The 22,767-nt window shown below is 72.6% G+C and carries 19 protein-coding genes; 9 read left to right on the top strand and 10 right to left on the bottom strand.

Features of this window, described 5'->3' with window-relative positions:
- Nucleotides 1-106 precede the first annotated feature (106 nt).
- Complete coding sequence (locus OCT49_RS06850; protein WP_283850996.1) at nt 107-817, top strand: antibiotic biosynthesis monooxygenase; 711 nt, start codon at nt 107-109, stop codon at nt 815-817.
- A 45-nt stretch (nt 818-862) separates the two neighbouring features.
- On the opposite strand, the gene OCT49_RS06845 is transcribed toward OCT49_RS06850, so the two are convergent.
- Nucleotides 863-2,710, bottom strand: coding sequence for a DUF8508 domain-containing protein (locus OCT49_RS06845; RefSeq protein ID WP_283850995.1), 1,848 nt, complete (start codon nt 2,708-2,710; stop codon nt 863-865).
- 282 nt (nt 2,711-2,992) lie between these two features.
- Between OCT49_RS06845 and OCT49_RS06840 the strand changes: the two genes are divergently transcribed.
- The 4 genes from OCT49_RS06840 (at nt 2,993) to OCT49_RS06825 (ending at nt 8,626) form a co-directional block, all read left to right on the top strand.
- Complete coding sequence (locus OCT49_RS06840; protein WP_283850994.1) at nt 2,993-4,453, top strand: hypothetical protein; 1,461 nt, start codon at nt 2,993-2,995, stop codon at nt 4,451-4,453.
- Nucleotides 4,454-4,748: 295 nt separating this feature from the next.
- On the top strand, nt 4,749-6,215 hold the full coding sequence (locus tag OCT49_RS06835; RefSeq protein WP_283850993.1) for an alkaline phosphatase PhoX: 1,467 nt from the start codon (nt 4,749-4,751) through the stop codon (nt 6,213-6,215).
- Between the two features lie 508 nt (nt 6,216-6,723).
- A complete protein-coding gene (locus OCT49_RS06830; protein ID WP_283850992.1) occupies nt 6,724-8,304 on the top strand; it encodes a TROVE domain-containing protein in 1,581 nt (526 codons plus the stop codon).
- Nucleotides 8,305-8,395: 91 nt separating this feature from the next.
- A complete protein-coding gene (locus OCT49_RS06825; protein ID WP_283850991.1) occupies nt 8,396-8,626 on the top strand; it encodes a hypothetical protein in 231 nt (76 codons plus the stop codon).
- A gap of 82 nt (nt 8,627-8,708) precedes the next feature.
- On the opposite strand, the gene OCT49_RS06820 is transcribed toward OCT49_RS06825, so the two are convergent.
- From OCT49_RS06820 to OCT49_RS06810, 3 genes are all read right to left on the bottom strand, one after another.
- The gene (locus OCT49_RS06820) at nt 8,709-9,932 is read right to left on the bottom strand and encodes a TerD family protein (RefSeq protein WP_283850990.1); all 1,224 of its coding nucleotides are present in this window, start codon (nt 9,930-9,932) and stop codon (nt 8,709-8,711) included.
- 160 nt (nt 9,933-10,092) lie between these two features.
- On the bottom strand, nt 10,093-10,323 hold the full coding sequence (locus OCT49_RS06815) for a hypothetical protein (protein ID WP_283850989.1): 231 nt from the start codon (nt 10,321-10,323) through the stop codon (nt 10,093-10,095).
- An 82-nt stretch (nt 10,324-10,405) separates the two neighbouring features.
- A complete protein-coding gene (locus OCT49_RS06810) occupies nt 10,406-11,215 on the bottom strand; it encodes an NAD-dependent epimerase/dehydratase family protein (protein WP_283850988.1) in 810 nt (269 codons plus the stop codon).
- Nucleotides 11,216-11,558: 343 nt separating this feature from the next.
- Between OCT49_RS06810 and OCT49_RS06805 the strand changes: the two genes are divergently transcribed.
- Both OCT49_RS06805 and OCT49_RS06800 read left to right on the top strand, forming a co-directional pair.
- Nucleotides 11,559-12,518 (top strand): 5-dehydro-4-deoxyglucarate dehydratase, encoded by a 960-nt coding sequence (locus OCT49_RS06805; protein ID WP_283850987.1) that lies wholly within the window; start codon nt 11,559-11,561, stop codon nt 12,516-12,518.
- Nucleotides 12,515-13,693, top strand: coding sequence for a hypothetical protein (locus OCT49_RS06800; protein WP_283850986.1), 1,179 nt, complete (start codon nt 12,515-12,517; stop codon nt 13,691-13,693). The genes OCT49_RS06805 and OCT49_RS06800 overlap by 4 nt, the downstream gene beginning before the upstream one ends.
- Nucleotides 13,694-13,744: 51 nt before the next feature.
- On the opposite strand, the gene OCT49_RS06795 is transcribed toward OCT49_RS06800, so the two are convergent.
- The 5 genes from OCT49_RS06795 to OCT49_RS06775 all read right to left on the bottom strand — a co-directional run bounded on the left by OCT49_RS06795 (nt 13,745) and on the right by OCT49_RS06775 (nt 19,151).
- Nucleotides 13,745-15,196 (bottom strand): peptidoglycan D,D-transpeptidase FtsI family protein, encoded by a 1,452-nt coding sequence (locus OCT49_RS06795; protein ID WP_283850985.1) that lies wholly within the window; start codon nt 15,194-15,196, stop codon nt 13,745-13,747.
- A gap of 64 nt (nt 15,197-15,260) precedes the next feature.
- On the bottom strand, nt 15,261-15,935 hold the full coding sequence (locus OCT49_RS06790; RefSeq protein WP_283850984.1) for a response regulator transcription factor: 675 nt from the start codon (nt 15,933-15,935) through the stop codon (nt 15,261-15,263).
- Nucleotides 15,932-17,185, bottom strand: a complete 1,254-nt coding sequence (locus OCT49_RS06785; RefSeq protein WP_283850983.1) for a sensor histidine kinase — start codon at nt 17,183-17,185, stop codon at nt 15,932-15,934. Before OCT49_RS06785 ends, OCT49_RS06790 begins: the two co-directional genes overlap by 4 nt.
- Nucleotides 17,182-18,210, bottom strand: a complete 1,029-nt coding sequence (locus tag OCT49_RS06780; protein WP_283850982.1) for a hypothetical protein — start codon at nt 18,208-18,210, stop codon at nt 17,182-17,184. Before OCT49_RS06780 ends, OCT49_RS06785 begins: the two co-directional genes overlap by 4 nt.
- A gap of 170 nt (nt 18,211-18,380) precedes the next feature.
- The gene (locus OCT49_RS06775) at nt 18,381-19,151 is read right to left on the bottom strand and encodes an IclR family transcriptional regulator (protein WP_283850981.1); all 771 of its coding nucleotides are present in this window, start codon (nt 19,149-19,151) and stop codon (nt 18,381-18,383) included.
- A gap of 190 nt (nt 19,152-19,341) precedes the next feature.
- Here OCT49_RS06775 and OCT49_RS06770 point away from each other — a divergent pair, with 190 nt between their 5' ends.
- Entirely contained in the window at nt 19,342-20,862 is a 1,521-nt protein-coding gene (locus tag OCT49_RS06770; protein WP_283850980.1) for an aldehyde dehydrogenase (NADP(+)), read from the top strand.
- A 163-nt stretch (nt 20,863-21,025) separates the two neighbouring features.
- On the top strand, nt 21,026-21,382 hold the full coding sequence (locus tag OCT49_RS06765; protein ID WP_283850979.1) for a hypothetical protein: 357 nt from the start codon (nt 21,026-21,028) through the stop codon (nt 21,380-21,382).
- A 186-nt stretch (nt 21,383-21,568) separates the two neighbouring features.
- On the opposite strand, the gene OCT49_RS06760 is transcribed toward OCT49_RS06765, so the two are convergent.
- Complete coding sequence (locus OCT49_RS06760; RefSeq protein WP_283850978.1) at nt 21,569-22,762, bottom strand: type II toxin-antitoxin system HipA family toxin; 1,194 nt, start codon at nt 22,760-22,762, stop codon at nt 21,569-21,571.
- Nucleotides 22,763-22,767 lie beyond the last annotated feature (5 nt).

Below are 22,767 nucleotides of genomic sequence, written 5' to 3'. Positions count from 1 at the left end.
GGCCTGACGGCGCGGTGGGGCGGGCTGTTGACCTCAAGCGGACTTGACGTATCAGGGTGGGGGCAACGACGCGCCGCCCCGGCGCGCCGGTCAGGGAGGACCCGTCATGAGTGTGCGATTCGAATCCCGCCCCGATCTTGCCCGCAACGACGTCGGGCTCGTCAAGGCGAGCACCTGGGACGTGGGCACTCCCGAGCGCCTGGGAGCGACGGTCGGGGCGATCCGGCGGGCCTGGGCCGCCCGGGACTGGCCGCACCCGGGGCTGCTCTCGTACACCGTCCACGCGGGTGAGGACGGGAAGACCCTGTTCCACTACAGCCAGTGGAGCGACGAGCGGGCATACCAGGACTTCTTCCGGCACGGCAGGGACGAGCGCAACGCGGAGATCGACGCCGCCGTGCCCGGCATCCGGCGGCTCGGGCTGCACACCTACGAGCCGTACCGGTCCGGAACGGCGGAGGGCGACGAACGGGAACCGGGCTGCGTGGTGATCGTCGACGTCGAGTTCGACGGGGCGGACCCGGCCCGGCAGCGGGACTGGGTGGACACCGTGTTCGAGGCGCTCGGCACCGATCCGGCGCCCGCCCCCGGCGGCATCTCCGCGCACTTCCACGTGAGCACCGACGGGACGCGCGTGCTGAACTACGCCGAATGGGAGAACGCCGAGGCCCACGTGGCCGCGCTGGCCGCGCCCGGTGACGGGATCGGAGCGAGCACACCGCAGTGGGAACGGGTGCAGTCGTACCCGGGGATGACCGGCGGTGGCGTGCACCGCTACGCGCCCGCGCTGAGCCTGCGGCCGGCGACGGGCGCGTAGCGGTGCGGCGGTCCGCACGGAGCGGATCCGTGCGGACCGTACGGCCTACGGGCGGAAGCGGATCACCTGCGGGTCGTGGTCGCTGTTCTGGTCGGCGAACTCGGCGTTGATGTGCACGCTGTCGTAGTGGAAGCCGCGGATCGACGGGCTGGTCAGGATCTGGTCGAGGACCTGGCTGTTGCCCTGGTAGACGTACGAGTAACGCTCCGAGCGCGGCAGGGACTTGATCGCCGGGTACAGCACGTTCCCGGCCGTCAGCGCCTTCGTCGTGCCGGAGAACTCGAAGTCGTTGATGTCGCCGACGACCAGGACGTCCGCGTTCTTCTGGGCGTTCAGCAGCTTCTTGACGAAGGTGTTGACCGTTTCGGCCTGCGCGTGCCGCTGGACCTCCGAGGAGCGGGTCGGCGGCTGGTGCTGCGAGAAGATGGACTCGTCGCCGCCCTTGGACGCGAAGTGGTTGGCGACGACGAAGACCGGACGGCCGCGGAAGGCGAACTCGCCGACCAGCGGCTTGCGGCTGCTCTCCCACGCCGGGTTCGCCGGGTCGATCCGGCCGGGGGATACGGTGAGGGCCGCGCGGCCCCGCTCGCGCACGACCTCGGTCGCCGACGTCGCGTCGCCGCCGGCGCGGTCGGTGAAGGAGACCCGCTCCGGGTTGAAGAGGAACACCTGGCGGATGTTGCCGCCGGGCTCGCCGCCGTCCTTCTTGTCCTCCGGGTCGATGGAACGCCAGTCGTACGCCGGGCCGCCCGCGGCCCTGATCGCGTCGATGAACTTCTCGACCGTCCGGTCGGCGGCTACCGTGCCGTCGTCCTTCGGACCGTTGTTGTCCTGGATCTCCTCCAGGGCCAGGATGTCGGGCGAGGCGAGGTTGTCGACGACCGCCGCGGCGAGCGCGTCGAACTTCTCCTGCGGGTCGCCCGGGTCGAGGTTCTCGACGTTGTACGTCGCCACGGCCAGTTCGCCGTCGCGCTGCTTGCGGGTGGTCTCCCGGCGCAGCTCCCGGTCGACGACCGTGCCCATGGTGCGGGCGGTCAGCGTGTAGCCGCCGTACTGACTGAAGTCGAGCGGGCCCTCGGTCGTGCCGGAGAGCACGTCGCCCACGTTCGCCTTCGGGAAGGGCTGCTGGGCGAGCGGCACCAGCGACTGGATCTGCAGCCGTCCGGTGTTCTGCGAGGTGTACGAGCCGTAGACCGTGCCGCCGCGGCGGGCGTCGTTCTCGTGCGGCTTGACCGTCACCCACAGCTCGGCGTGCGCGTCGGTGGCGCCGACCACCCGCGAGGTGCCGACCTCGACGTTCATGCCTTCGAGGGACTCGTAGTGGTCCAGGGCGTAGCGGGACGGCCGCAGCGGGAGCGCGTTGATGGAGCCGCCCGCCGCCGGGTCGCCCTCGGGGGTGTACCGGGAGGGGACCGAACGCGAGGTGATCCGCACCGGCGCGGGCAGGGCGCTGCCGGAGGAGACCACGGTGACGGTGGGCTTGCTGATCTGGGTGAGCGACTGGTTGCCGGAGTCGAGGCCGCCCGGGACGTACTCGGTGACGGTGCCGGAGACGGTGACCGCGTCACCGACCGCGACCGTGGGGGCGGAGCCCGTGTAGACGAAGATGCCCTCGCTGGTGGCGGGGTCGGCGTCGGCCTGCGGGTCCTGGAACCAGAAGCCCTTCGAGCCGTACGTGCGCACGCCCGTGACGATGCCCGCGACCCCGTCGACCTGCCGGCCGGCGAGCGGGGATATCCGGGTGGAGCCCTGGATGTCGTGGATGCGGACCGGGGCGTCGGCGGTCGTGGAGGCGGACGCGGAGGTGGTGGCGGCGCCGGTGAGCAGGCCGGCGGCGAGCGCGGCGGTGACTACGGCGGAGACGGCGGTCGTTCTGGACGATGCGGCAGGCATCACGGGCTCCGGGGGCTCGAGGGTCGGGTGGAGACGTCTACGCGCGTCAATCTCTTGTGTGCGCAAGGGCGTTGTCAAGGTCTGGCAGGTGTACTGCTGCCGTCCTTCGCATGAACCGGGCGGCATGGGGCGAAATGCGTCTACGCTTGGGCCGCCCGATCCGTATTCCGGTACACCCGACCCGTGACTCCGGCCACGTCCGATCCGTGGTTCCGGTACGTCGACCCGTGACTCCGGCCACGTTCGATCCGTGGCTCCGGTACCCCCGAGGAGAACCGCCTGATGTCCGCAGAGCGCCCCACCCTGCCGCCCGTACGGCTGCGCACCGACGCCGAGCTGGCCCGGGACGCGCTCGCCACGCCGCTGCTCGCCCGCGCCGTCCGGCTCGCCCGCTGGGCGGGGCCGGGGAGCCGGGTCGGCGCCGGGGGCGAACTCGTGGAGGCGCAGCTGCCGGCGGCGGCCGAGCACCTCGGCCTGGAGCCGGACGAGGACGGTGCGGCGGAGGCCAGTGAGGCGTGGCGGCTCGCGGTCGACGCCGGGCTCCTCGACGTCGAGGACCCCGACGGGGCCGCCGGTCCGGACGCCGAGGGCACCGTGACCGCCGGTGGCAACCTTGCGCTCCTCACCGGCGGTTCACCGCAGGACGTCCTGGCGATCTGGCTCGAGGCCCTGGAGGCCGTCCACGCCGACGCCACCGCCCCCGCCTTCGACGACCTCGCCGACCTCGTCGCCGAGGACGGCACGATCGACTTCGAGTCCCTGGACTGGGACCCGGAGATCGAGGCGGAGTTCCTCGACGGGGTCCTCGGCAACCTGTACCTGCTCACCGTCGGCGACGGCGAGGGCGGCGCCGACCCGGTTCCGGTCCCGCTGCCCGCCCTCGCCGCGTCGATGGTCGTGCCCGACGACATGGGCGAGCCGACCGACGACGTCCTGGAGCAGGTGTCCGAGGTGATGATGCGCCTCGACGACCAGTTCCGGGTCCTCGAACCGATCGGGATCGTCGAATACCGCCCGGTGGACGAGGCCTTGCTGGTCGAGGAGGGCGAGGACGGCCCCGGACCGGCCGACGACGAGGACGTCACCCGGTACGGGATGGTGCGGCTGACCCCCCTCGGCCTGTACGGGCTGCGGGCCCGGATGCTGGAGGCCGGGGTGGACGCCCCGGCCCTCGGCGACCTCGCGGACAAGGGCGCCGACGCGCTCCTCGGCGGCATCGCGTACTACCCCGAGGCGGGGGCCCGTGCCGAGGTCGGACTGTGGCTCGCCCGGCGCGGTACGGAGGGCGCCGGGGGCGAACTCCTGGCGGCGGCCCGCGGCACGGACCGGCAGGCCCCGCTGCGCAGGCTCCACTGCCAGCAGGCCCTCGCCCTGGTCGGCGCCGCGGCGGAACCCGAGGTGCGCGCGGTGCTGGACGACCCCGAGCTGGGCGGGCTGGCCCGGGTCTGGCTCGCGGAGCTGGGCGCGGCGGACGTGCCCGCGCCGCCGGAGCAGATGATCTTCTGGCTCACCGTCGACACGATCGCGGCCCAGCTGGAGGCCGACGGCGACCTGGACGAGCTCCAGGACCTGGTCGAGGGCCTGGCCGGACAGCACAGCGGCTTCTTCGACGAGGCGTGGCGGGTGGAGCACCCGGCGACGGCGGAGGTCCTCGAAGCGATGGGCCGGCTGCACAGCGACAAGAAGAAGGCCAAGGAGGCCCGCAAGGCGGCGTTCAAGGCCCGGTCGCGCGCGGGCTCCTGAGACGGTTCCCCGCCCCGTCGGCGGCCGGTGGCTCCCCGGCCCCGGCGGGGCGCGCCGTCCGTTCACGCGGCCGGCCCCGGGGGACGGGCGGTGCGGGCAGCACAGGATGACGAGCGGCGCGGCCGGCGCGAACGAGCAGGTCCGCGGCGGTGGGTGGCACCGGGCCGGACATCCGTTTTCGGCCAAGTGCACAGGAAGGATGCCCCCCGGCGTCGCCCGCAGTTCAACTTCCGTTGGCGCGGGGGCGCGACTGTGGGCCCGCAAGCAACCCGTCCAGTCGCCCCAGGAGTACGTGATGCCCATCACGCGCAGGGAATTCACCAAGCAGTCCGCACTCACCGGTGCCGGCATCGCCCTGACCGGCACCGTCGCCTCCCTGGCCACCGCGCCCGGTGCCCTGGCCGCCGACGACCCGAAGCACGGCAACGGACACGACAAGGGGCACGGTCATGGCCACGGTCACGGCCGTGAACCCGGCTACGGACCGCTGATCGCCGACCCCGAGGGCATCCTCGCGCTCCCCGCCGGCTTCTCGTACAAGATCATCACCCACTGCGGTGTCACCAAGCTGGAGAGCGGTGAGCACACCCCCTCCAACCACGACGGCACGGCCGCCTTCGAGGGCCCGCGCGGCGTCACCCTGCTCGTCAACAATCACGAGCTGGCCGGCACCCGGGCCGGCTGGGAGCACCCGGTGCCGCTCACCGAGGGCCTCGTCTACGACCCGGTCGCGGCCGGCGGCTGCACCGTCGTGGAGACCCGCCGCGACGGCCGGGTCGCCGAGTGGGTCGGCATCGCCGGCACCTCCACCAACTGCGCCGGTGGCACCACCCCGTGGGGCACCTGGCTCACCTGCGAGGAGACCGAGGACAAGGCCGGCAAGAACGGCCTGCTCAAGGACCACGGCTACGTCTTCGAGGTCGACCCGTACGACCGCGGGGCCAACCGCGACCCGCACCCGATCAAGGCATTCGGCCGGTACGCCCACGAGGCCGTCGTGATCGACCCCAAGCGCGGTCACGCCTACCTGACCGAGGACGCCGGCAACCCCAACGGGCTGCTCTACCGCTGGGTCCCGCCGCAGGGCTTCCGGCACGGCCGCGGCAAGCTGCGCACCCTCGCCGACGACGCCGGTGTCCTCCAGGCCACCAAGTGCTTCGACCGCAACGGCAAGTTCGTCGACGACCTGGCCCGCGCCACGAAGATCGGCACCGTGTACGGCGTGGACTGGGTCGACGTGCCCGACCGCGACGCCAGGACCGTCTCGGTGCGCAAGCAGTTCGCCGACGGCGAGATCACCCGCGCCCGCAAGCTCGAAGGCATGTGGTGGGGCGACGGCGGCGCCTACGTCGTCTCCTCGTTCGCCCGCTCCGAGAGCCCCGCCCAGCACGACGGCCAGGTCTGGTTCTACGACCCCAAGCGCCGCACGCTGACGCTGAAGGTCCTCCTCGGCGTGAACCCCGACCCGTCGAAGGACGGCGCCTTCGACGGCCCGGACAACATCACCGTCTCCCCGTACGGCGGCCTGGTCATCTCCGAGGACGGCGACGGCATCCAGCACCTCTTCGGGGCGACCGAGAGCGGCCGCACCTACCCCATCGCGCGCAACGAACTGAACATCGGCACCGAGGAGGAGCCGGAGTACAGCGAGTTCACCGGTGTCACGTTCTCGCCCGACGGCCGGACCCTGTACGCCAACATCCAGACGCCGGGCATCATGCTCGCCATCACCGGCCCGTGGAAGCGCCAGCCGAAGAAGTAGCAGTAACTCGTACGGGTGAACCGCTCGGGCGCGTAATTCCCTCGCGCACCGGGCGGTTCCTCTTTTAGAGTCCTGTCCGTGCCCAGGTGCGCAGGCAGGACCTACTTCCACTCTTAATGGGGATGTCGCGGGTTCGAGTCCCGCCGCCGGATCTCGATCCGGCGTAGCTCAGTGGGTAGAGCACCTTCGTCGGTTCCGCCGAATCGGATCTCTGGGCACCACAACTTCATCAGCAGCGATGGCTGCACGCACCTCCCGGTGCGAGGGCCGCGGCTCCTTCTTGTCCAGATACCGCCGCGGCCGAAAAGATCTCGGGAGGCACGGACGCCGGGGGGTGCCCGGTGCGCAGGCAACGGTTACTTCCTTTGTACTGAGGGTTGCGGGTTCGAGTCCCGTCCGGCTCCGGCCGGTAGCTCAAGTGGGTAGAGCATCAGTGAGTCCGTCGCCGACCCTGATCTCGGGCACCCTTCCGGCTGTGCCTTCTCCCAATGAATTCGGGGGAATTCACATGGCACGCTTCAACCACCGCACCACCCGGCCCCGCGCGGTCTCGCCCGTGAAGTCCACCGGGCGCACCGCGCCGACCCACCAGGGCGGGCAGGGACACCTGCGCGACGAACGCTCCGAACTCTTCCTGCTCGCGGTCGCCAACTTCGTCTCGCAGCAGACCTTCTACGAGGACGGAGCGCAGCGCGACGGCCGCTTCTCGGCCCTGGTGCGGACCCTGGCCGTCACGGACCCGGAGTGGACCGCGGGCCTGCTCCACTGGCTGCGCCGCGACGGACAGATGCGCACCGCCTCGATCGTCGGCGCCGCCGAGTACGTCAAGGCACGGCTGGAGGCGGGCGCCGAGGACGGCCCCTCCAACCGCCGCGTCGTCGACTCCGTGCTGCTGCGTGCCGACGAGCCCGGTGAACTCCTCGGGTACTGGACCTCACGTCACGGCCGGGCCGTGCCCAAGCCGGTCAAGCGCGGCATCGCCGACGCCGTGCGCCGGCTCTACAGCGGCAAGTCGCTGCTGAAGTACGACACCGCGTCCAAGGGTTACCGCTTCGGCGACGTCCTGAACCTGACGCACGCCTCGCCCGACCCCGAGAAGCCGTGGCAGGGCGAGCTGTTCCGGTACGCCCTCGACCGCAGGCACCACCCCGAGACGGCCGTGCCGCCGGCCCGTGACCGCGTCCTGACCGCCCACCGCGCACTGATGGAACTGCCGGTCGAGCAGCGGCGGGCCGTGGTCGAGAGCGCCGACGGGGCGGACCGGCTGGCCGCCGCGGGCATGACCTGGGAGGCGCTGGCGGGCTGGCTGCAGGGGCCGATGGACGCCACGGCCTGGGAAGCGGTGATTCCGTCGATGGGTGTGATGGCCCTCATCCGCAACCTGCGCAACTTCGACGAGGCGGGCGTCTCGGACGAGGTCGCCGCGCGGGTGGCGGCGAGGATCAGCGACCCGGCCGCGGTCGCCGCGTCCCGGCAGTTCCCGTTCCGCTACCTCGCCGCCCACCAGCACGCACCCTCGCTGCGCTGGGCCCACCCGCTGGAGAAGGCGCTCGGCCACTCGCTGGACAACGTGCCCGCCCTGCCGGGGCGGACGCTGGTCCTGGTCGACCGCTCGGGCTCGATGTGGTCGCCGCTCTCGGACCGTTCGCAGCTCAACCGGGCCGACGCCGCCGCGATCTTCGGCACGGCGCTGGCGCTCCGGGCGGCCGACGCCGACCTGGTCCAGTTCGGTACGAGCAGCGCACCGGTGAAGTACCGCCGCAGCGAGTCCGTGCTGAAGGTCCTGGAACGCTTCGGCGACCTCGGCGGGACCGACACGGCGGAGGCGGTGCGCCGGCACTACCGGGGCCACGACCGGGTGCTGATCGTCACCGACGAGCAGGCGACGTTCTCGTACGCCGGGGACGCCACCGCGGCGGTGCCGGACACCGTGCCCGTCTACACCTGGAACCTGGCCGGCTACCGGGTCGGGCACGCCCCGTCCGGGGAGGGGACACGCCACACCTTCGGGGGGCTCTCGGACGCGGCGTTCCGCATGGTGCCGCTGCTGGAGGCGGGCCGGAACGCGGACTGGCCCTGGAAGAAATGACGGCGGATCCGGTGCCGCATCCGCCTCCGCGAGGGACGGATGTGGCACCGGGTGTTCCCGGGAACCGCCTGCGGGGCGCATACTCACGGTGATGAAACAGTCAGCCGGATCCCGGCGCCACCTGCCCTCCAGTCCCTTCAACCACCCGGCCCAGGAGGCCCCACCGGTCGAATCGTTCGACGCGGGCGACCGGGTGTCGCACGATCAGTTCGGCCTCGGCCGGGTCCTCGCCGTCGAGGGCGACAACGACGCGGTGCTCATCGACTTCGCCGGGCGGCAGGGCAGGATCCTGCGCCCGTACTCCAAGCTGACCAAGCTCTGAGCCGACCGGGCTCCGAGCGGGACACCGACCACGACCGGGGCCCCGGGACACGTCCGCGGACGCGTCCCGGGGCCCCGCCGCGTCACAGGGCCTGGGCCGCGGGCTTCACCATGCCGCGGACGGTGCGCGACTTCACGAAGTCGCCCATGGCCGTCATCTCCCACTCGCCGGAGAACTGCTTGATCAGCTTGGCCATCATCACGCCGGTCTGCGGCTCGGCGCCGGTCAGGTCGAAGCGGACCAGCTCCTCGCCGGTGGCCCCGTCGATCAGCCGGCAGTAGGCCTTGGCGACCTGGGTGAACTTCTGGCCGGTGAACGAGTTGACCGTGAAGACCAGGCCGGTCGCCTCCGGCGGGATGCGGCCCAGGTCCACGATGATCACCTCGTCGTCCCCGGCCCCCTCGCCCGTGAGGTTGTCGCCGGAGTGCTTGATCGCGCCGTTCAGGATGGAGAGCTTGCCGAAGTAGCAGCTGTCGATGTGATTGCGCTGCGGGCCGTAGGCGATCACCGAGGCGTCGAGGTCGATGTCCTTGCCGCGGAAGGCGGGCTCCCAGCCGAGGCCCATCTTGACCTGGGAGAGCAGCGGCCGGCCGCCCTTGACCAGGGAGACCGTCTGGTTCTTCTGGAGGTTGACCCGGCCCTTGTCGAGGCTGATCTTCCCGGTGGCGGCCGGGGCTGCCGGGGCGGGCGGGGCGGGGGGCATCGGGGGCGCGGCGATCCGCGGGTCCACCGGGCCGGTGGGCGGCACCGGGGGCGCGGCGGTCACGGGGGCCGGGGTGGGCACGGGAGCCGGGGCGGCGGGCTCGTCCTCGACCGAGACGCCGAAGTCCGTGGCGATGCCGGCCAGACCGTTGGCGTAGCCCTGACCGACCGCGCGGGCCTTCCAGGCGCCGTTGCGGAGGTAGACCTCGATGACCACGAGCGCCGTCTCGGTGCCCAGCCGGGGCGGGGTGAAGGTGGCGAGCACGCTGTTGTCGTCGGCGTTGCGCACGGTCGCGGTGGGCTCGATGCCCTGGAAGGTCTGGCCCGCCGCGTCCGGGCTCGCCGTGACGACGATCTTCTCGATGCCGGGCGGGACCGCCGCGGTGTCCACCAGGATCGAGTCCGGCGCGGTGCCGCCGCCGGAGCGGTAGGTCACGCCGGGGCCCGCGGGCTGGTTGTAGAAGATGAAGTCGTCGTCCGAGCGCACCTTGCCGGCCGAGGTGAGCAGGAGGCCCGAAACGTCGAGCCGCACCGGGGCGGCGACCTCCACTGCCACGCGGGCGGCGGAGAGAGGGATGTTCGAGCCGGGGGTCATAGCGGTCATGTCCGGAGTAACGAACGACCCCGCTTTGCCGTTCCCTTACCTTTGCCGCCCCCGCCCCCGCCGCCGCCCCGTCAATCTTCGCGGGCGCGCGGGCGTGCCAGGCGCGCGGGTCCGGGCGTGCGGAGGCGCGGAGGCGCGCCGGGCGTGGGCGCGGCGCCCCTCAGCGTCCGCGCGACCGGTTGCGCGGATGATCGCGGGCGGTGCGCTCGTTGCCGTGCTTGTACGCCCCGGTCCAGCGGGCCATCACCAGTTGGGCGTCCCCGGCCTCCACCTCGGCCAGGAACTTCTCCGCCCGGCTGCCGCGCAGCGTGCCCGCGGGGCGGCCGTGGTGGGTGAGGGTGACGCTCGCGTCGCCGTGCTGCTCGTACAGGAATCCGGAAGGTCTCGGCATGACCCCGCATCCTGCCCGGCGGCGGACGTGCTGTCGCGCGGTTTTCCGCGTGGGGTGCCGGCTGGCCGTCGGCGGGGGCCGGTCAGTGCGGCCAGATCGGTGGGGTGGTGCAGAAGTGGCCGCCGAGGCGGGTGTGGTCGGGGTTGTCCGGGTCCAGTTCCCCCTGCTCGGCGACGAGCCGCGCCGCGTACGGCTCCGAGTCGTCCTGCGGCTCGTAGCCCAGCGCGCGGGCCGAGCTCAGGTCCCACCACAGCCGGGTGTTGGCGGAGGAGCCGTGGACGACGGTGTGCCCCACGTCCTTCGCGGTGAGCGCGGCGTGCAGGAGCCGGGCGCCGTCCGCCGGGCTCAGCCAGAGCGACAGCATCCGCACCGAGGTCGGCTCGGGGTAGCAGGAGCCGATGCGCACCGAGACGGTCTCCATGCCGTGCCGGTCCCAGTACAGCTGGGCGAGGTCCTCCCCGAAGGACTTGGACAGGCCGTAGAAGGTGTCGGGGCGGCGCGGGGCGTCGACGGCGATCGGCGGGTCGCCGGGCAGCGGGCGGGGGGTGTGGCCGACGACGTGGTTGGAGGAGGCGAGGACGACGCGCCGGACGCCCTCCTCGCGCGCGGCCTCGTAGAGGTTGTACGTCCCCTCGATGTTGGCCCGCAGGATCCTGTCGAAGGAGGACTCAAGGGAGATGCCCGCGAGGTGGATGATCGCGTCCACGCCCCGCACGGCCTCGCGCAGCGCCGCCCGGTCGCCGAGGTCGGCCGTGATCGCGCCGGGCTCGCCCTCGACGGGGCGGACGTCGAGGAGCCGGAGCGCGTAGCCGTACGCGGGCAGGAGGCCGCGCATCAGGGTGCCGAGGCCGCCGGCGGCGCCGGTGAGCAGGACGGTGCGGGGAGCGGGCATGCGCGGATCTCCTCGGTGCGTGGGTGCGTGGGTGCGCGAGTGCGCGAGTGCGCGGGCGCACGACGGGCGCGCGGCACGGCCCTGCGGTGGCTGCGGAACATGTCCGTCAGAAGCCAAAGCCATGGACGTCATTCATATGTGTGGACACGCTAAGAAGTGCCGGCGAATCGAGTCAAGGGCTCCGCCACCGCGTCGGCGGGGAGGGTGGTCCGGAACGCGTGCCCGGAGGTCCTGCGCGTTCTTCTCCTTGACCCGTGCCGGGCGGCTGCCTTAGCGTGCAGATGTTCACGAATGTGGACGGCGATCATAATTGTGCACGCCTGAACCTGCTCAGGGAGCGCCAGTGACCTCAGCCCCTCTTGCCGCCCGACTCCACCGCGCGACCGGGCCGCTCTTCTTCCCCGTCACCGCGTACGGCCCGGACGGCGCCGTCGACCTCGACGCCTTCCGCGCCCATGTGCGCACCGGTGTCGACGCCGGTGCGGCGGCGGTCTTCGCCTGCTGCGGCACCGGCGAGTTCCACGCGCTGACGCAGCGGGAGTTCCGCGCCGTCGTCGCCGCGGCCGTCGAGGAGACCGCCGGACGGGTGCCCGTCGTGGCGGGGGCCGGCTACGGCACCTCGCTCGCCGTCGAGTACGCCCGGATCGCCGAGGAGGCCGGCGCGGACGGGCTCCTCGCGATGCCCCCCTACCTCGTCGTCGCCTCCCAGGAGGGGCTGCTCGGCCACTACACCGCGCTCGCCGCGGCCACCGGCCTGGAGACGATCGTCTACCAGCGCGACAACGCCGTCTTCACCCCCGAAACCGTCGTGGCCCTGGCCCGGACCCCCGGCGTCATCGGCCTCAAGGACGGCTACGGCGACCTCGAACTGATGCAGCGCATCGTCAGCGCCGTCCGCACCGAGGCGCCGGGAGAGGACTTCCTGTACTTCAACGGGCTGCCCACCGCCGAACTCACCGGCCCGGCCTACCGCGGCATCGGCGTCACGCTCTACTCCTCGGCCGTCTTCGCCTTCGCGCCCGACATCGCGCTCGCCTTCCACCGGGCCCTGGACGCCGGCGACGCCGCCCTGACGGACGAACTCCTCGACCACTTCTACCGGCCGCTCGTCGAACTGCGCGCCAGGGGCCGCGGCTACGCCGTCTCGCTCGTCAAGGCCGGGGTCCGGCTCGGCGGCCTGGCCGTCGGCCCGGTCCGCACCCCGCTCACCGAGCCGCCCGCCGCCCACGTCGAGGAGCTCGCCGGGATCATCGCGCGCGGTCGCGCCGTCCTGGAGAAGCACGGGCAGGAGCCGCGCGGGTGAGGGCCTCCGTCTTCCTCTACCCCTGGGACGTCGTCGGCGACCCGGACGCGCCCGCCCGCATCGCGGACCTGGGCGTCCGGCAGGTGACGCTCGCCGCCGCCTACCACTCCACCCGGGCGCTGACCCCGCGCCACCCCGCCCGCCGCATCGTCACCGCCGAGCACGCGGCGGTGCTCTACCCGCCGGACGAGGAGCGGTGGGCGGGGCGCGCGCTGCGCCCGTACCCGCAGGCGTGGGTGGCCGCCGACGACCCGTACGCGCAGGCGGCCCGGGCCCTCGCCGCCGCCGGGCTCCAGGTGCACACCTGGGTGGTCCTCGCGCACAACTCCCGCCTGGGCGCCGAGCACCCCGGGACCTCCGTCGTCAACGCGTACGGCGACCGCTACCCCTGGGCGCCCTGCATCGCCCGGTCCGAGGTCCGCGCGTACCTGATCGACCTGGCCGCCGAGGCCGCGGTGCGCGACGGCGCGGGCGGCACCGAGCTGGAGTCCTGCGGCTGGTACGGCTTCGCGCACCTGCACGCCCACGACAAGACCACGGGCGTCGGGCTCGGCGACGCGGCGCAGTACCTGATGTCGCTCTGCTTCTGCTCCGCCTGCCGCACCGGGTACACCGGCCAGGGCCTGGACGCCGACGCCCTGGCCGCCGCCGTGCGCCGGGCCCTGGAACCGTGCTGGGCCGGCTCCGGCAGCGCGGGGGCCGGCTGGGAGGCCGTGCGGGAACTCCTCGGCGCCGGCCTCGCCGACGCCACCCTCCAGTGGCGCGGCACGGTCGCCCGCACGCTCCAGGAGGACGTGGTGGCCGCCGTGCGGGCGGCGGCGGAACCGGGCTTCCAGGTACTGCTGCACGCCGACCCCGCGCCGTACCGCACCGGTGCGAACACGGGCGTCGACCCCGGGCACGTCCTGTCCGTCGCGGACGGCGTGGTGCTGCCCTGCACCGGCGCCGACGCGGCGCGCGAGGCCGTGCTCGGCCCGTTCGCCGGGCGGGAGGGGGTGCTCGCGGCCAACTTCTGCGTGGTCACCGGCATGGGCGGCAGCCCCGCCACCCTGGAGCGGGACGCCGCGCACGCGGCCTCGCTCGGCGCGAACCAACTGCGCCTGTACCACGCCGGGCTGGCCTCGGGCCCGGACCTGGCGGCCGTCGCCGGGGCACTGGCCCGCCTGGGCCGCTGACGGAACCGCGCCGGGCGGGGGCGTACGGCCACCCGCCCCCGCCCGGCGCGTTCAGCGCTCCAACGCTGCCTCCATCATCTTCTGGGCGACCGGCGCCGCCAGACCGTTGCCGCTGACCTCCGAGCGGGCCGCGCCCGAGTCCTCGACGACCACCGCCACCGCGACCTCCTTGCCGGTCGAGGCGTCCTTCGCGTACGAGGTGAACCAGGCGTACGGGGTCCTGCTGTTGCCCACCCCGTTCTGCGCGGTGCCCGTCTTGCCGCCGACCTCGGCCCCGGCGATCCGGGCGTTGGTGCCCGTGCCCTGTTCGACGACGGTCACCATGGCGCTGCGCAACTGCTCGGCGGTGTCCGGCGAGACGACCCGCTCGGTGTCCCCGTCCGGGTACTCCCGCAGCGTGGTGCCGTCGGAGTCCGTCACCCGGGACACCATGTGCGGGGCGGCGAGCTCCCCGCCGTTGGCGAGGGCGGCCGACACCATGGCCATCTGCAACGGCGTCGCGGTCACCTCGAACTGGCCGATGCCCGTCAGCGCCGTCTGCGGACGGTCCATGCCGGACGGGTAGACGCTCTCGCTCGCCCGCACCGGCACGTCGAGCTTCCCGGTGTTGAAGCCGAACCTCTCCGCCATCGCCCCGACCTTGTCCTGGCCGAGGTCGACGGCGGCCTTCGCGAAGACGTTGTTGCAGGAGTACTGGAGCGCGGTGCGCAGCGTGGCGTTCTCGCAGGGCGCGGTGGCGCTCTCGTTGCGCAGGACGGTGCTGGTGCCGGGCAGGGTGTACGGGTTGGGGCTGGCCGTGCGCTCGTCGACCGAGCCGTACAGCCCGTCCTCCAGCGCCGCGGCGGCCACCACCAGCTTGAACGTCGAACCCGGTGCCAGCGGCTGCCGGATCGCCCGGTTGACCAGCGGTTTGTCCTTGTCGTCGAGCAGCTTCTGCCAGGCGTCGCCGTCCGTCGTCCCGCTGATCGTCGACGGGTCGTACGAAGGGGTGGAGACCAGGCCCAGGATCCGTCCGGTGCCCGGCTCGATCGCGACGGCGGCGCCCTTGTCGTCGCCGAGCGCCTCGTACGCCGCCTTCTGCACGGCCGGGTCGATCGTCGTCAGGACGTCGCCCGGCTCGGCCTGCTTGTTCGTCAACGTGTCCAGCGGGTTCTTCAGCCGGTCGTCGGTGCCGTCCAGCACATGGCTGTAGATGCCTTCGAGCTGGGTGGAACCGTACGCCTGCGAGCCGTAGCCGGTGACGGCCGCGTAGAGCTCGCCCTCGGTGTAGGTGCGTTTGTACGCGAGATCGCTGCCCACCGTCCTCTTCGATCCGGTGACCGGGTTCCCGGCCACGATGATGTCACCCAGCGGCTGCGCGTACTGCGCGATGGTCTTCCGCCGGTTGTGGTCGTTGTCCGCGAGCGCCTGCGCCTGATACGCCTGCAGCCAGGTCGCCCGCACCAGAAGGGCGAGAACCAGCAGCAGGCAGAAGACGGACGTGTGCCTGATCGTTCTGTTCATCCCGCTCGGGGGACGAGCGGGGCCTCACGGGGCGTTCCCGGTTGTGCCGATTCTCACCGATTCCTCATGATCGGCCGGAATCCCCGGGAGCGATGAACCCCGACTCGTACGCCGCGATCACGGCCTGGGTGCGGTCCCGGGCACCGGTCTTCGCGAGCACCGCCGCCACGTGCGTCTTGGCCGTCGCGGGCCCCACGGCCAGCCGCTCGGCGATCTCCGCGTTGGTCAGCCCGGCCGCCATCAGCCGCAGCACCTCCGCCTCCCGCTCGGTGAGCCGGGCCACCCACGGCGGCGGGACGGCCCGCCGCCGCGCCAGGTGCTCGGCCGCCAGGGTCCGGACCGCCGACGGGAACAGCAACGTGTCGTTGCGGGCCACCAGCCGCACCGCCTGCACGAGGTCCTCGGCCGCCGAGCGCTTCAGCAGGAAACCGGCCGCCCCGGCGACGAGCGCGTCGTACACGTAGGAGTCGTTCTCGAAGGTGGTCACGACCACGATCCGCGGTGGGACGTCGAGCGAGCCGAAGATCTGTTCGGTGGCGCGGATGCCGTCGATCTCCGGCATCCGCACGTCCATCAGCACCACGTCGGGCCGCAGCTCGCGCACCACGGACACGGCCTGCGCACCGTTCGCAGCCTCGCCGACGACCTCCAGATCGGGTTCGGCGTCCAGGATGACGCGCAGCGCCGTGCGCACCATCCGCTCGTCGTCGGCCAGGACCACCCGGACCCTCGTGCTCACTTCTTCTCCTGTCCGTCCGTACGCAGGGGGAGGCGCGCGGCCAGCCGCCACGCGCCGTCGTGCGGCCCGGCCTCCGCGCGGCCGCCGAGCAGCACCGCCCGCTCGGCGGCCCCGCGCAGTCCGCGCCCGCCCCCGGGCCGCACCGCTGCGGGCCGCTCCGGCAGCGGGTTGTCCATGACGATCTCCACGTCCGTCGCGCGCACCGCGATCCGCAGCTCCACCGCCACTCCCGGCCCGCCGTGCCGCAGCGCGTTGCTCAGCCCCTCCTGCACGATCCGGTACGCCTCCCGCGACACGGCGGCCGGGACCGGGCCCGGCCCGCCCTCCACGGTGAGGGAGACCGGCACCCCGCAGCGTTTCAGCAGCCCCTCCAGCGCGTCGAGCGCCGGGCCGGTCGTCCCGGCCGCCCCCTGTTCCTCGCCGCTGCGCAACAGGCCGAGCACGGAGTCGAGTTCGCCGACCGTGCGCCGGGTGGTCTCCTCGATCGCGGCCAGCGCCTCGCGGACGAACTCCGGGTCGCTGTCCAGGACCCGGCGGGCCGCGCCCGCCTGGAGCGTGACGGCGCTCAGCGCGTGGCCCACCGAATCGTGCAGCTCCCGGGCGAGCCGGTTGCGCGCCGCCAGATCGGCCGCCCGGCGTTCGGCGGCGGCCAGCCGGTCCTCCGGGGTCGGGCCCAGCAGCACCGGGGCCCGGCCGGCGAGCAGCGCCCCGGCCAGTGCCGCGCAGGCGGCCACCGCCAGCAGGGTCACGACCCCGGCGAAGGGGGCCAGGGCGAGGACCCAGGGCCGGTCCAGCTCCCGGGCCGGAACGACGACCAGGGAGCCGCGCACCGTCTCCGAGAACGGCAGCACCACGAGGGCCAGCGCGAACGGGAACAGGGCGAGCGTCAGGGCACTCACGACACCGCCGAGCGCGAGGTGCGTCGTGTACCAGGCCGCGGTGCGCACCCGGGCCTGCCGGGTCCTGGCGGGCCCCTCGGCCAGCTGCCGGCCGGCGGGCAGGCCGCACAGCGCGCGGGCCGCGCCCGCCGAGAGCGGCCGGGCCGGTGCGAAGAGCGCGGTGACCGCGGCCATGGGCAGGGCGCAGACGAACCCGACGAGCTGGTGGGGGAGGGACGCGAAGAGGGTGCTGCTCGGGCGGAGCGAAGCGATGACCACCATGGCCGCCAGGAAGTACGGCATCAGCAGCGCGCCGCCGAGGATCAGGTGCAGCCAGCGCAGCCGGGCCCGCCGCCCGAACAGCGGGGTCACGCGCGGGCGCCGGAGGACGGGGCGGACGGCACGGGGCCGCGGGAGCCGGGGGCCGCCGCGCGTTCCGAGAAGAAGTATCCGCCGAGGGTGACCACCAGCGCTCCGAGCAGCATCTGGACACCGTAGATCACCACCATGATGGGGGTGGGCTGTTCGGAGACCTGCTGGGTCCCGGTCAGCGAGGCGACGCTCAGCCAGCCGCCCCAGCAGCCCGAGGCCCCGGAACCGCACCAGGCCAGGGCGAGCGGAACCGCGAGGGGGAGCGCCGAGCGGCGGAAGGCGAGCAGCAGCACCCCGACGGCGGTGACGACGGCGAAGAGGACGTTGAACGCCTCCATGACGTGGAAGGGGCCGTCCCGGTCCGCGATCCTGGCCGCGTTGAGCCCCGCTGTCGAGCCGCCGGCCCACACCAGGTGCATGACGGCCGGTACGGTCGCGAGCAGCGAGACGAGGACCGCGGTGACCCGCAGGGCGGGCGCGGTGGGGCTCTCCGGCAGCTCCCGCAGGGTGCCCTGCCAGAGATGGCCCCAGCGCTCCCGGGCGTACAGCGCGAACAGGGTGCCCAGCGCGAGGCCCTGGACGGTGAAGCCGCCGTAGACGACGCCGAAGACCCACTCGTCGAGGAAGGGATCGCCGCCCCCGCCGCCGACGCCCTCGCCCCGGAACAGGCTCACCACCAGCTGCGTCGGATACCCGGTCATGATCGGCAGCAGCAGTCCGGACGCCACCCACACGGGCAGGACGAGCAGCCAGGCGGGCACCCGCCGGCCCCAGGGCCGGGTGAGCAGCAGGGCGAGGACCACCACGGCGCTGTCCATCAGGATCGTGACGCCGTTGGCGACGATCATCGTGGCGCGGTGTTCGAGCAACGGGCTGCCGTCCGGGATGCCGATCCGACTGCCCGCGATCCAGGCGGTCTTGAGCGCGATGTACGGCAGGGTGGAGGCGATCGCGAGCGTACGGAGCAGGGCGCGGGCTCCGGACCGTCCCGCGGCGGCGGCCGGGTCGGGCGAGGACTGTGTCATGGCACCCACCCTTCCGTGCGGCCCGGGCGGGCACGTCGTGCCCGGTGACGATTCGTCTCCGCCGCGCGGCGGAGACGAATCGTCACCGGGTCGTCCCGGCGGGTCGGGCGGCGGCCCGGGGGCCGCCCCGCCGCGGGCGCGCGTCACGACGCGGGGAGAGTTCCGAGAGGTCAGAGCCTCCGGGTGGCGAGGGTCAGCCGGTCGCGCGCGTCGAACAGCGCGTCCTTGACCATCTGTTCGTGCGCGGGCGTGAGCCGGGCGACCGGCACGGAGCAGCTGACCGCATCGCGGGCGGGGGTGCGGTAGGGGATGGCGATGCCGAAGCAGCGCAGCCCGAGGGTGTTCTCCTCGCGGTCCACCGCGTACCCCTGCTCGCGGACCAGATGCAGCTCCTCGATGAGCTTCTCGCGGTCGGTGATGGTGTGTTCGGTCAGCGCGGGCAGCGTCTCGGGCAGCATCTTGCGGACCTGCTCGTCGCTGTGGGTGGCCAGGAGCGCCTTGCCCAGGGAGGTGGAGTGGGCGGGCAGCCGGCGGCCGACGCGGGTGAAGGGGCGCAGATAGTGCTGGGACTGCCGGGTGGCGAGGTACACCACACTCGTCCCGTCGAGCCGGGCCAGGTGGATGGTCTCCGCCGTGTCGTCGGAGAGCCGGTCCAGGGTGGGCCGGGCCGCCGCGACGACCTCGTCCCCGTCGATGTACGAGGTGCCGACCAGCAGGGCCCGCACCCCGATCCCGTACCGGGTGCCCGTCGCGTCGGTCTCCACCCAGCCCAGCTCCACCAGCGTGCGCAGCAGCATGTACAGGCTGGACTTGGGATAGCCGACGGCCTCCTGCACCGCGGCGAGCGAGTGCATGCCCGGTCGCCCCGCGAAGTACTCGAGCAGCTCCACCGTACGCACGGCGGACTTGACCTGTGCCCCCCCGGACTCGGCAGCGGACATCGACCTACGCTCCTTCCGGCCCGTTCACGGACCCTGCGACCCCTCGAACTCCCGTGTCCGGCCGGTCCGATGGCACCTTGCCAAGGTCGGACAGCCGGAAATAGAGTCGCTTCATATTCACGATCGAGAACTTTGTTCAGAATACCGAACAAATTCTGATGTGCGGCAGTGGAGCGGAAGGAAAAGCACGGTGGCAGCAACACCAGTCTGGAGCGTCGACCCCCGCACCGGGAACCCGCGTGAGCAGGTCGCGGTGGAGGCCACGGCGGAGGAGGTCGACCGCGCCGTCCGGGCCGCCCACGCGGTACGCGACTCGCTCGCCGACCGCACGGTGCGCGCCGCGTTCCTGCGCACGGCCGCCGATCTGCTCGCCGAGGCCGGGGAGCACGTGGTCGAGGCGGCGGACGCGGAGACCGCGCTGGGCCCGGCCCGGCTCACCGGCGAACTCGCCCGCACCGCAGCCCAGCTGAGGGCCTTCGCGGAGGTCGTCGACGAGGGCGCCTTCCTGGACGTCCACATCGACCACGCGGACGACACCCGCACCCCGCCCTGGCCCGACCTGCGCCGCTACAAGATCCCGCTCGGGGTCGTCGCCGTGTACGCGGCCAGCAACTTCCCGCTCGCCTTTTCCGTCCCCGGCGGCGACACCGCGAGCGCGCTGGCGGCCGGCTGCCCGGTCGTCGTCAAGGCCCACCCCGACCACCCCGCCACCTCCGAGCTGTGCGCCTCCGTGCTGCGCCGGGCGGCGGCCCGGGTCGGCCTGCCCGAGGACGTGCTGACCCTGGTGCACGGCTTCGGGGCGGGCGTCGAACTGATCAAGCACTCGCTGGTCGCCGCCGCCGGCTTCACCGGCTCCGTACGCGGCGGACGCGCCCTGTTCGACGCGGCGGCGGCCCGGCCCGTCCCGATCCCCTTCCACGGCGAGCTGGGTTCCCTCAACCCCGTCGTGGTCACCGAGGCCGCCGCCGCCGAGCGCGGCGAGCAGATCGGGGCCGGGCTCGCGGGCTCGATGACCCTGGGCTCGGGCCAGTTCTGCACCAAGCCCGGTTTCGTCCTGGCCCCGGCCGGCGAGAACGGCGACCGGCTGCTGAAGGCCCTCACCGACGCGGTCAGCGACACCGAGGCGGGCGTCCTGCTCGACCACCGGATGCGCGACGCCTTCGTCGCCGGGGTGCGCACCCGGGCCGCACTCCCCGACGTGGAGGCCCCCGTCACCCCCGGCGCGGGCGGCGAACATACCGTCTCGGCCGGCTTCCTGACCGTACCGGCCGCCCTGCTCACCGCCGAGGGCCCGCACGACGAACTCCTGGAGGAGTGCTTCGGCCCCGTCACCGTCGTGGCCCGTTACACCGGCACCGACGAGATCACCGCCGTCCTCTCCCGGCTCCCCGGCAACCTCACCGCCACCCTCCAGACCGCCACCGAGGAGACCGACGCCGACGCCCCCGGCCTCCTCGCCGCCCTCACCCCACTGGCCGGCCGGGTCCTCGTCAACGGCTGGCCCACCGGGGTCGCCGTCGCCCCCGCCCAGCACCACGGCGGCCCCTACCCGGCCACCACCTCCACCTCCACCTCGGTCGGCGCCACCGCCATCGAACGCTGGCTGCGCCCGATCACCTACCAGACCACCCCCGAGGCCCTGCTCCCGCCCGAGCTCCACGAGGACAACCCCCTGGGCCTGCCCCGCCGGGTGGACGGCCGCCCCGCCTGACCGGGGACGTCCCCGAACCTCCCTTCCGGTGGGGCCGGGTTCGCGCGGTGACCGGACGGGCGATCCGGTCTCCGGACGGTCGAACGAGTGAGCGCGGATACTCAGCGGAACCGAGTACCACCACCCAACCCTCCGGTGCCCACCGGAGGGTTGGGTGGACCGCATGGACACCACTCCCGACACCGCGGACCGGCGCCGGGCCGACCTCGAGCGCACGGACCGCAACATCCGTTCGGCCTCCTGGTTCGGTCTCATCATGCTGGTGCCGGTGTGCTTCGGCTCTCTTCTCGTCACCCTGAGCTCGCCCCGGGCATCCGGCTGCGTGACCTATGGCATGCGGTGCTCCGACGTGCCCGAGGGCTCGATCCCCGGGTGCTTCCTGGCCGCACTCCTTCTCGGCATCGCAGCGGTGGCGTGGCCGAGGAAGCTGCTGCCGTTCCCCTCCGCGCGGGGCTGGCTGCTGGGCCTGCACATCGCGGCGCAGCTCATGACCGCGTTGCTGATCCTCAGCTACATCTGACGACCGGGGCCGACGGGCACGGCGGGTGCTCGGAGCGCCGGCGTTCCACCCGAAGTATCCGCCGGGCCCGTGAACGACCTCACCGATCGTGCGACAGAGGGTGTCCCTTTCGGTGATGTGTCGATGGCTCTGCTGCCGGAGGGCAGGAACTGGCATCGGGGTACCACCCGCGTCTGCTGCCCGCACTCAACCGCGTACCAGTGGAAGCGAGGCGAGACGGCGGTCGATGGCCACAGCCACGAACTCCGGTACTTCGAAGTCGTGCTTGACGGCGGACCACGAGACGGTCAGTGCTTCCACCGTCTCCCGCACGGTATGCGTGATCAACTCCGGTGCCAGTCCGAGTGCCGCAGAGAGCCCGCGGAAACTCTCCGTGGTGATCAGCTCGGTGTTCGTGTTGCCACCGAGAGGGAACGCGAGCTTGTGGTCGGCCTTCGGGTACGCGGTGACACACACCAGGTCGTACGCCGGAGACAGTCGTGCTTGACGGCCGGTGGGGTAGCGCAGAGTCCAGTTCTTGAGGTGTGCGTCGGCATTGCCCATGAGGATGAAAGCAACGAGACGGCGAAGGTACTCGACGGCATCGTCAGCAGGGCATACCGTGCTGACGACACGTCCGATCCCTTCGTAATTGGCCTTGTCGTACTTGGCCTCAGCGGATACCTCGCGCACCTGGGCGAAGTCTTCCTGATGCACACGCCCGTGGTCCGTACGGTCGAACCGCCGGATTGCGAGAGCGTGTTCATCCGGCCCGATCGTGCCCTCGGGCAGATTCCGGATGAGGGTTCCCGGTACGAGATGGGAATCGGGAACGTCGATTCCGGCCCTCTTGGCCCACTGGAGCATGGCGAACTCGTTCTCCGGGACGGCGGGAAAACGTTGATCGGGTAGTTTTACGATCCAGTCGCCCCCACTGCCTGTGGCAGGGAGTACGAGGGCCTTTCCCTCGTATCGCATCGAGAACTTCGGCTGGACGCCGGCCAGCGAGAAACGCAGAGCGTGTTCGTGCTCACACACACTGGTGGGTTCATGGTCCGGGAGTCCGTCGAGCGGGACATCGGGAACCACCCGGACCGCGCCCGGCAGGTCCTCGCCCAGGTGGCTGAGCAGCACGAAGTCGTGAAGCTTCTTTTTTCCGAGTTCCGTGGCGATCATGTGCCGCAGGCCACTGCCGGGCTCGGGCAGCAGGTTGGCAAACCATTCCGGGACGCTTCCGCTCCCCGAACGGCGTTTGCGTGGATCCCGCTCGAACCCTTGCCCCAGCACCGGGTGTTCCGTGCTCAGGTCGGTGTAATCGAACCAGGTGTTGCCGTCGTGATATCCGAGAACCCCCACCTGTCGGTTTTCGAGAAAAACCGAGGCTGTCACATCGCGTTGCATGGATT

The sequence above is a fragment of the Streptomyces sp. ML-6 genome, from assembly GCF_030116705.1.
In the GTDB taxonomy this organism is placed as follows: domain Bacteria; phylum Actinomycetota; class Actinomycetes; order Streptomycetales; family Streptomycetaceae; genus Streptomyces.
Note: the sequence above shows the minus strand (reverse complement) of the source record. Positions and strands in the feature narration are given on the sequence as shown.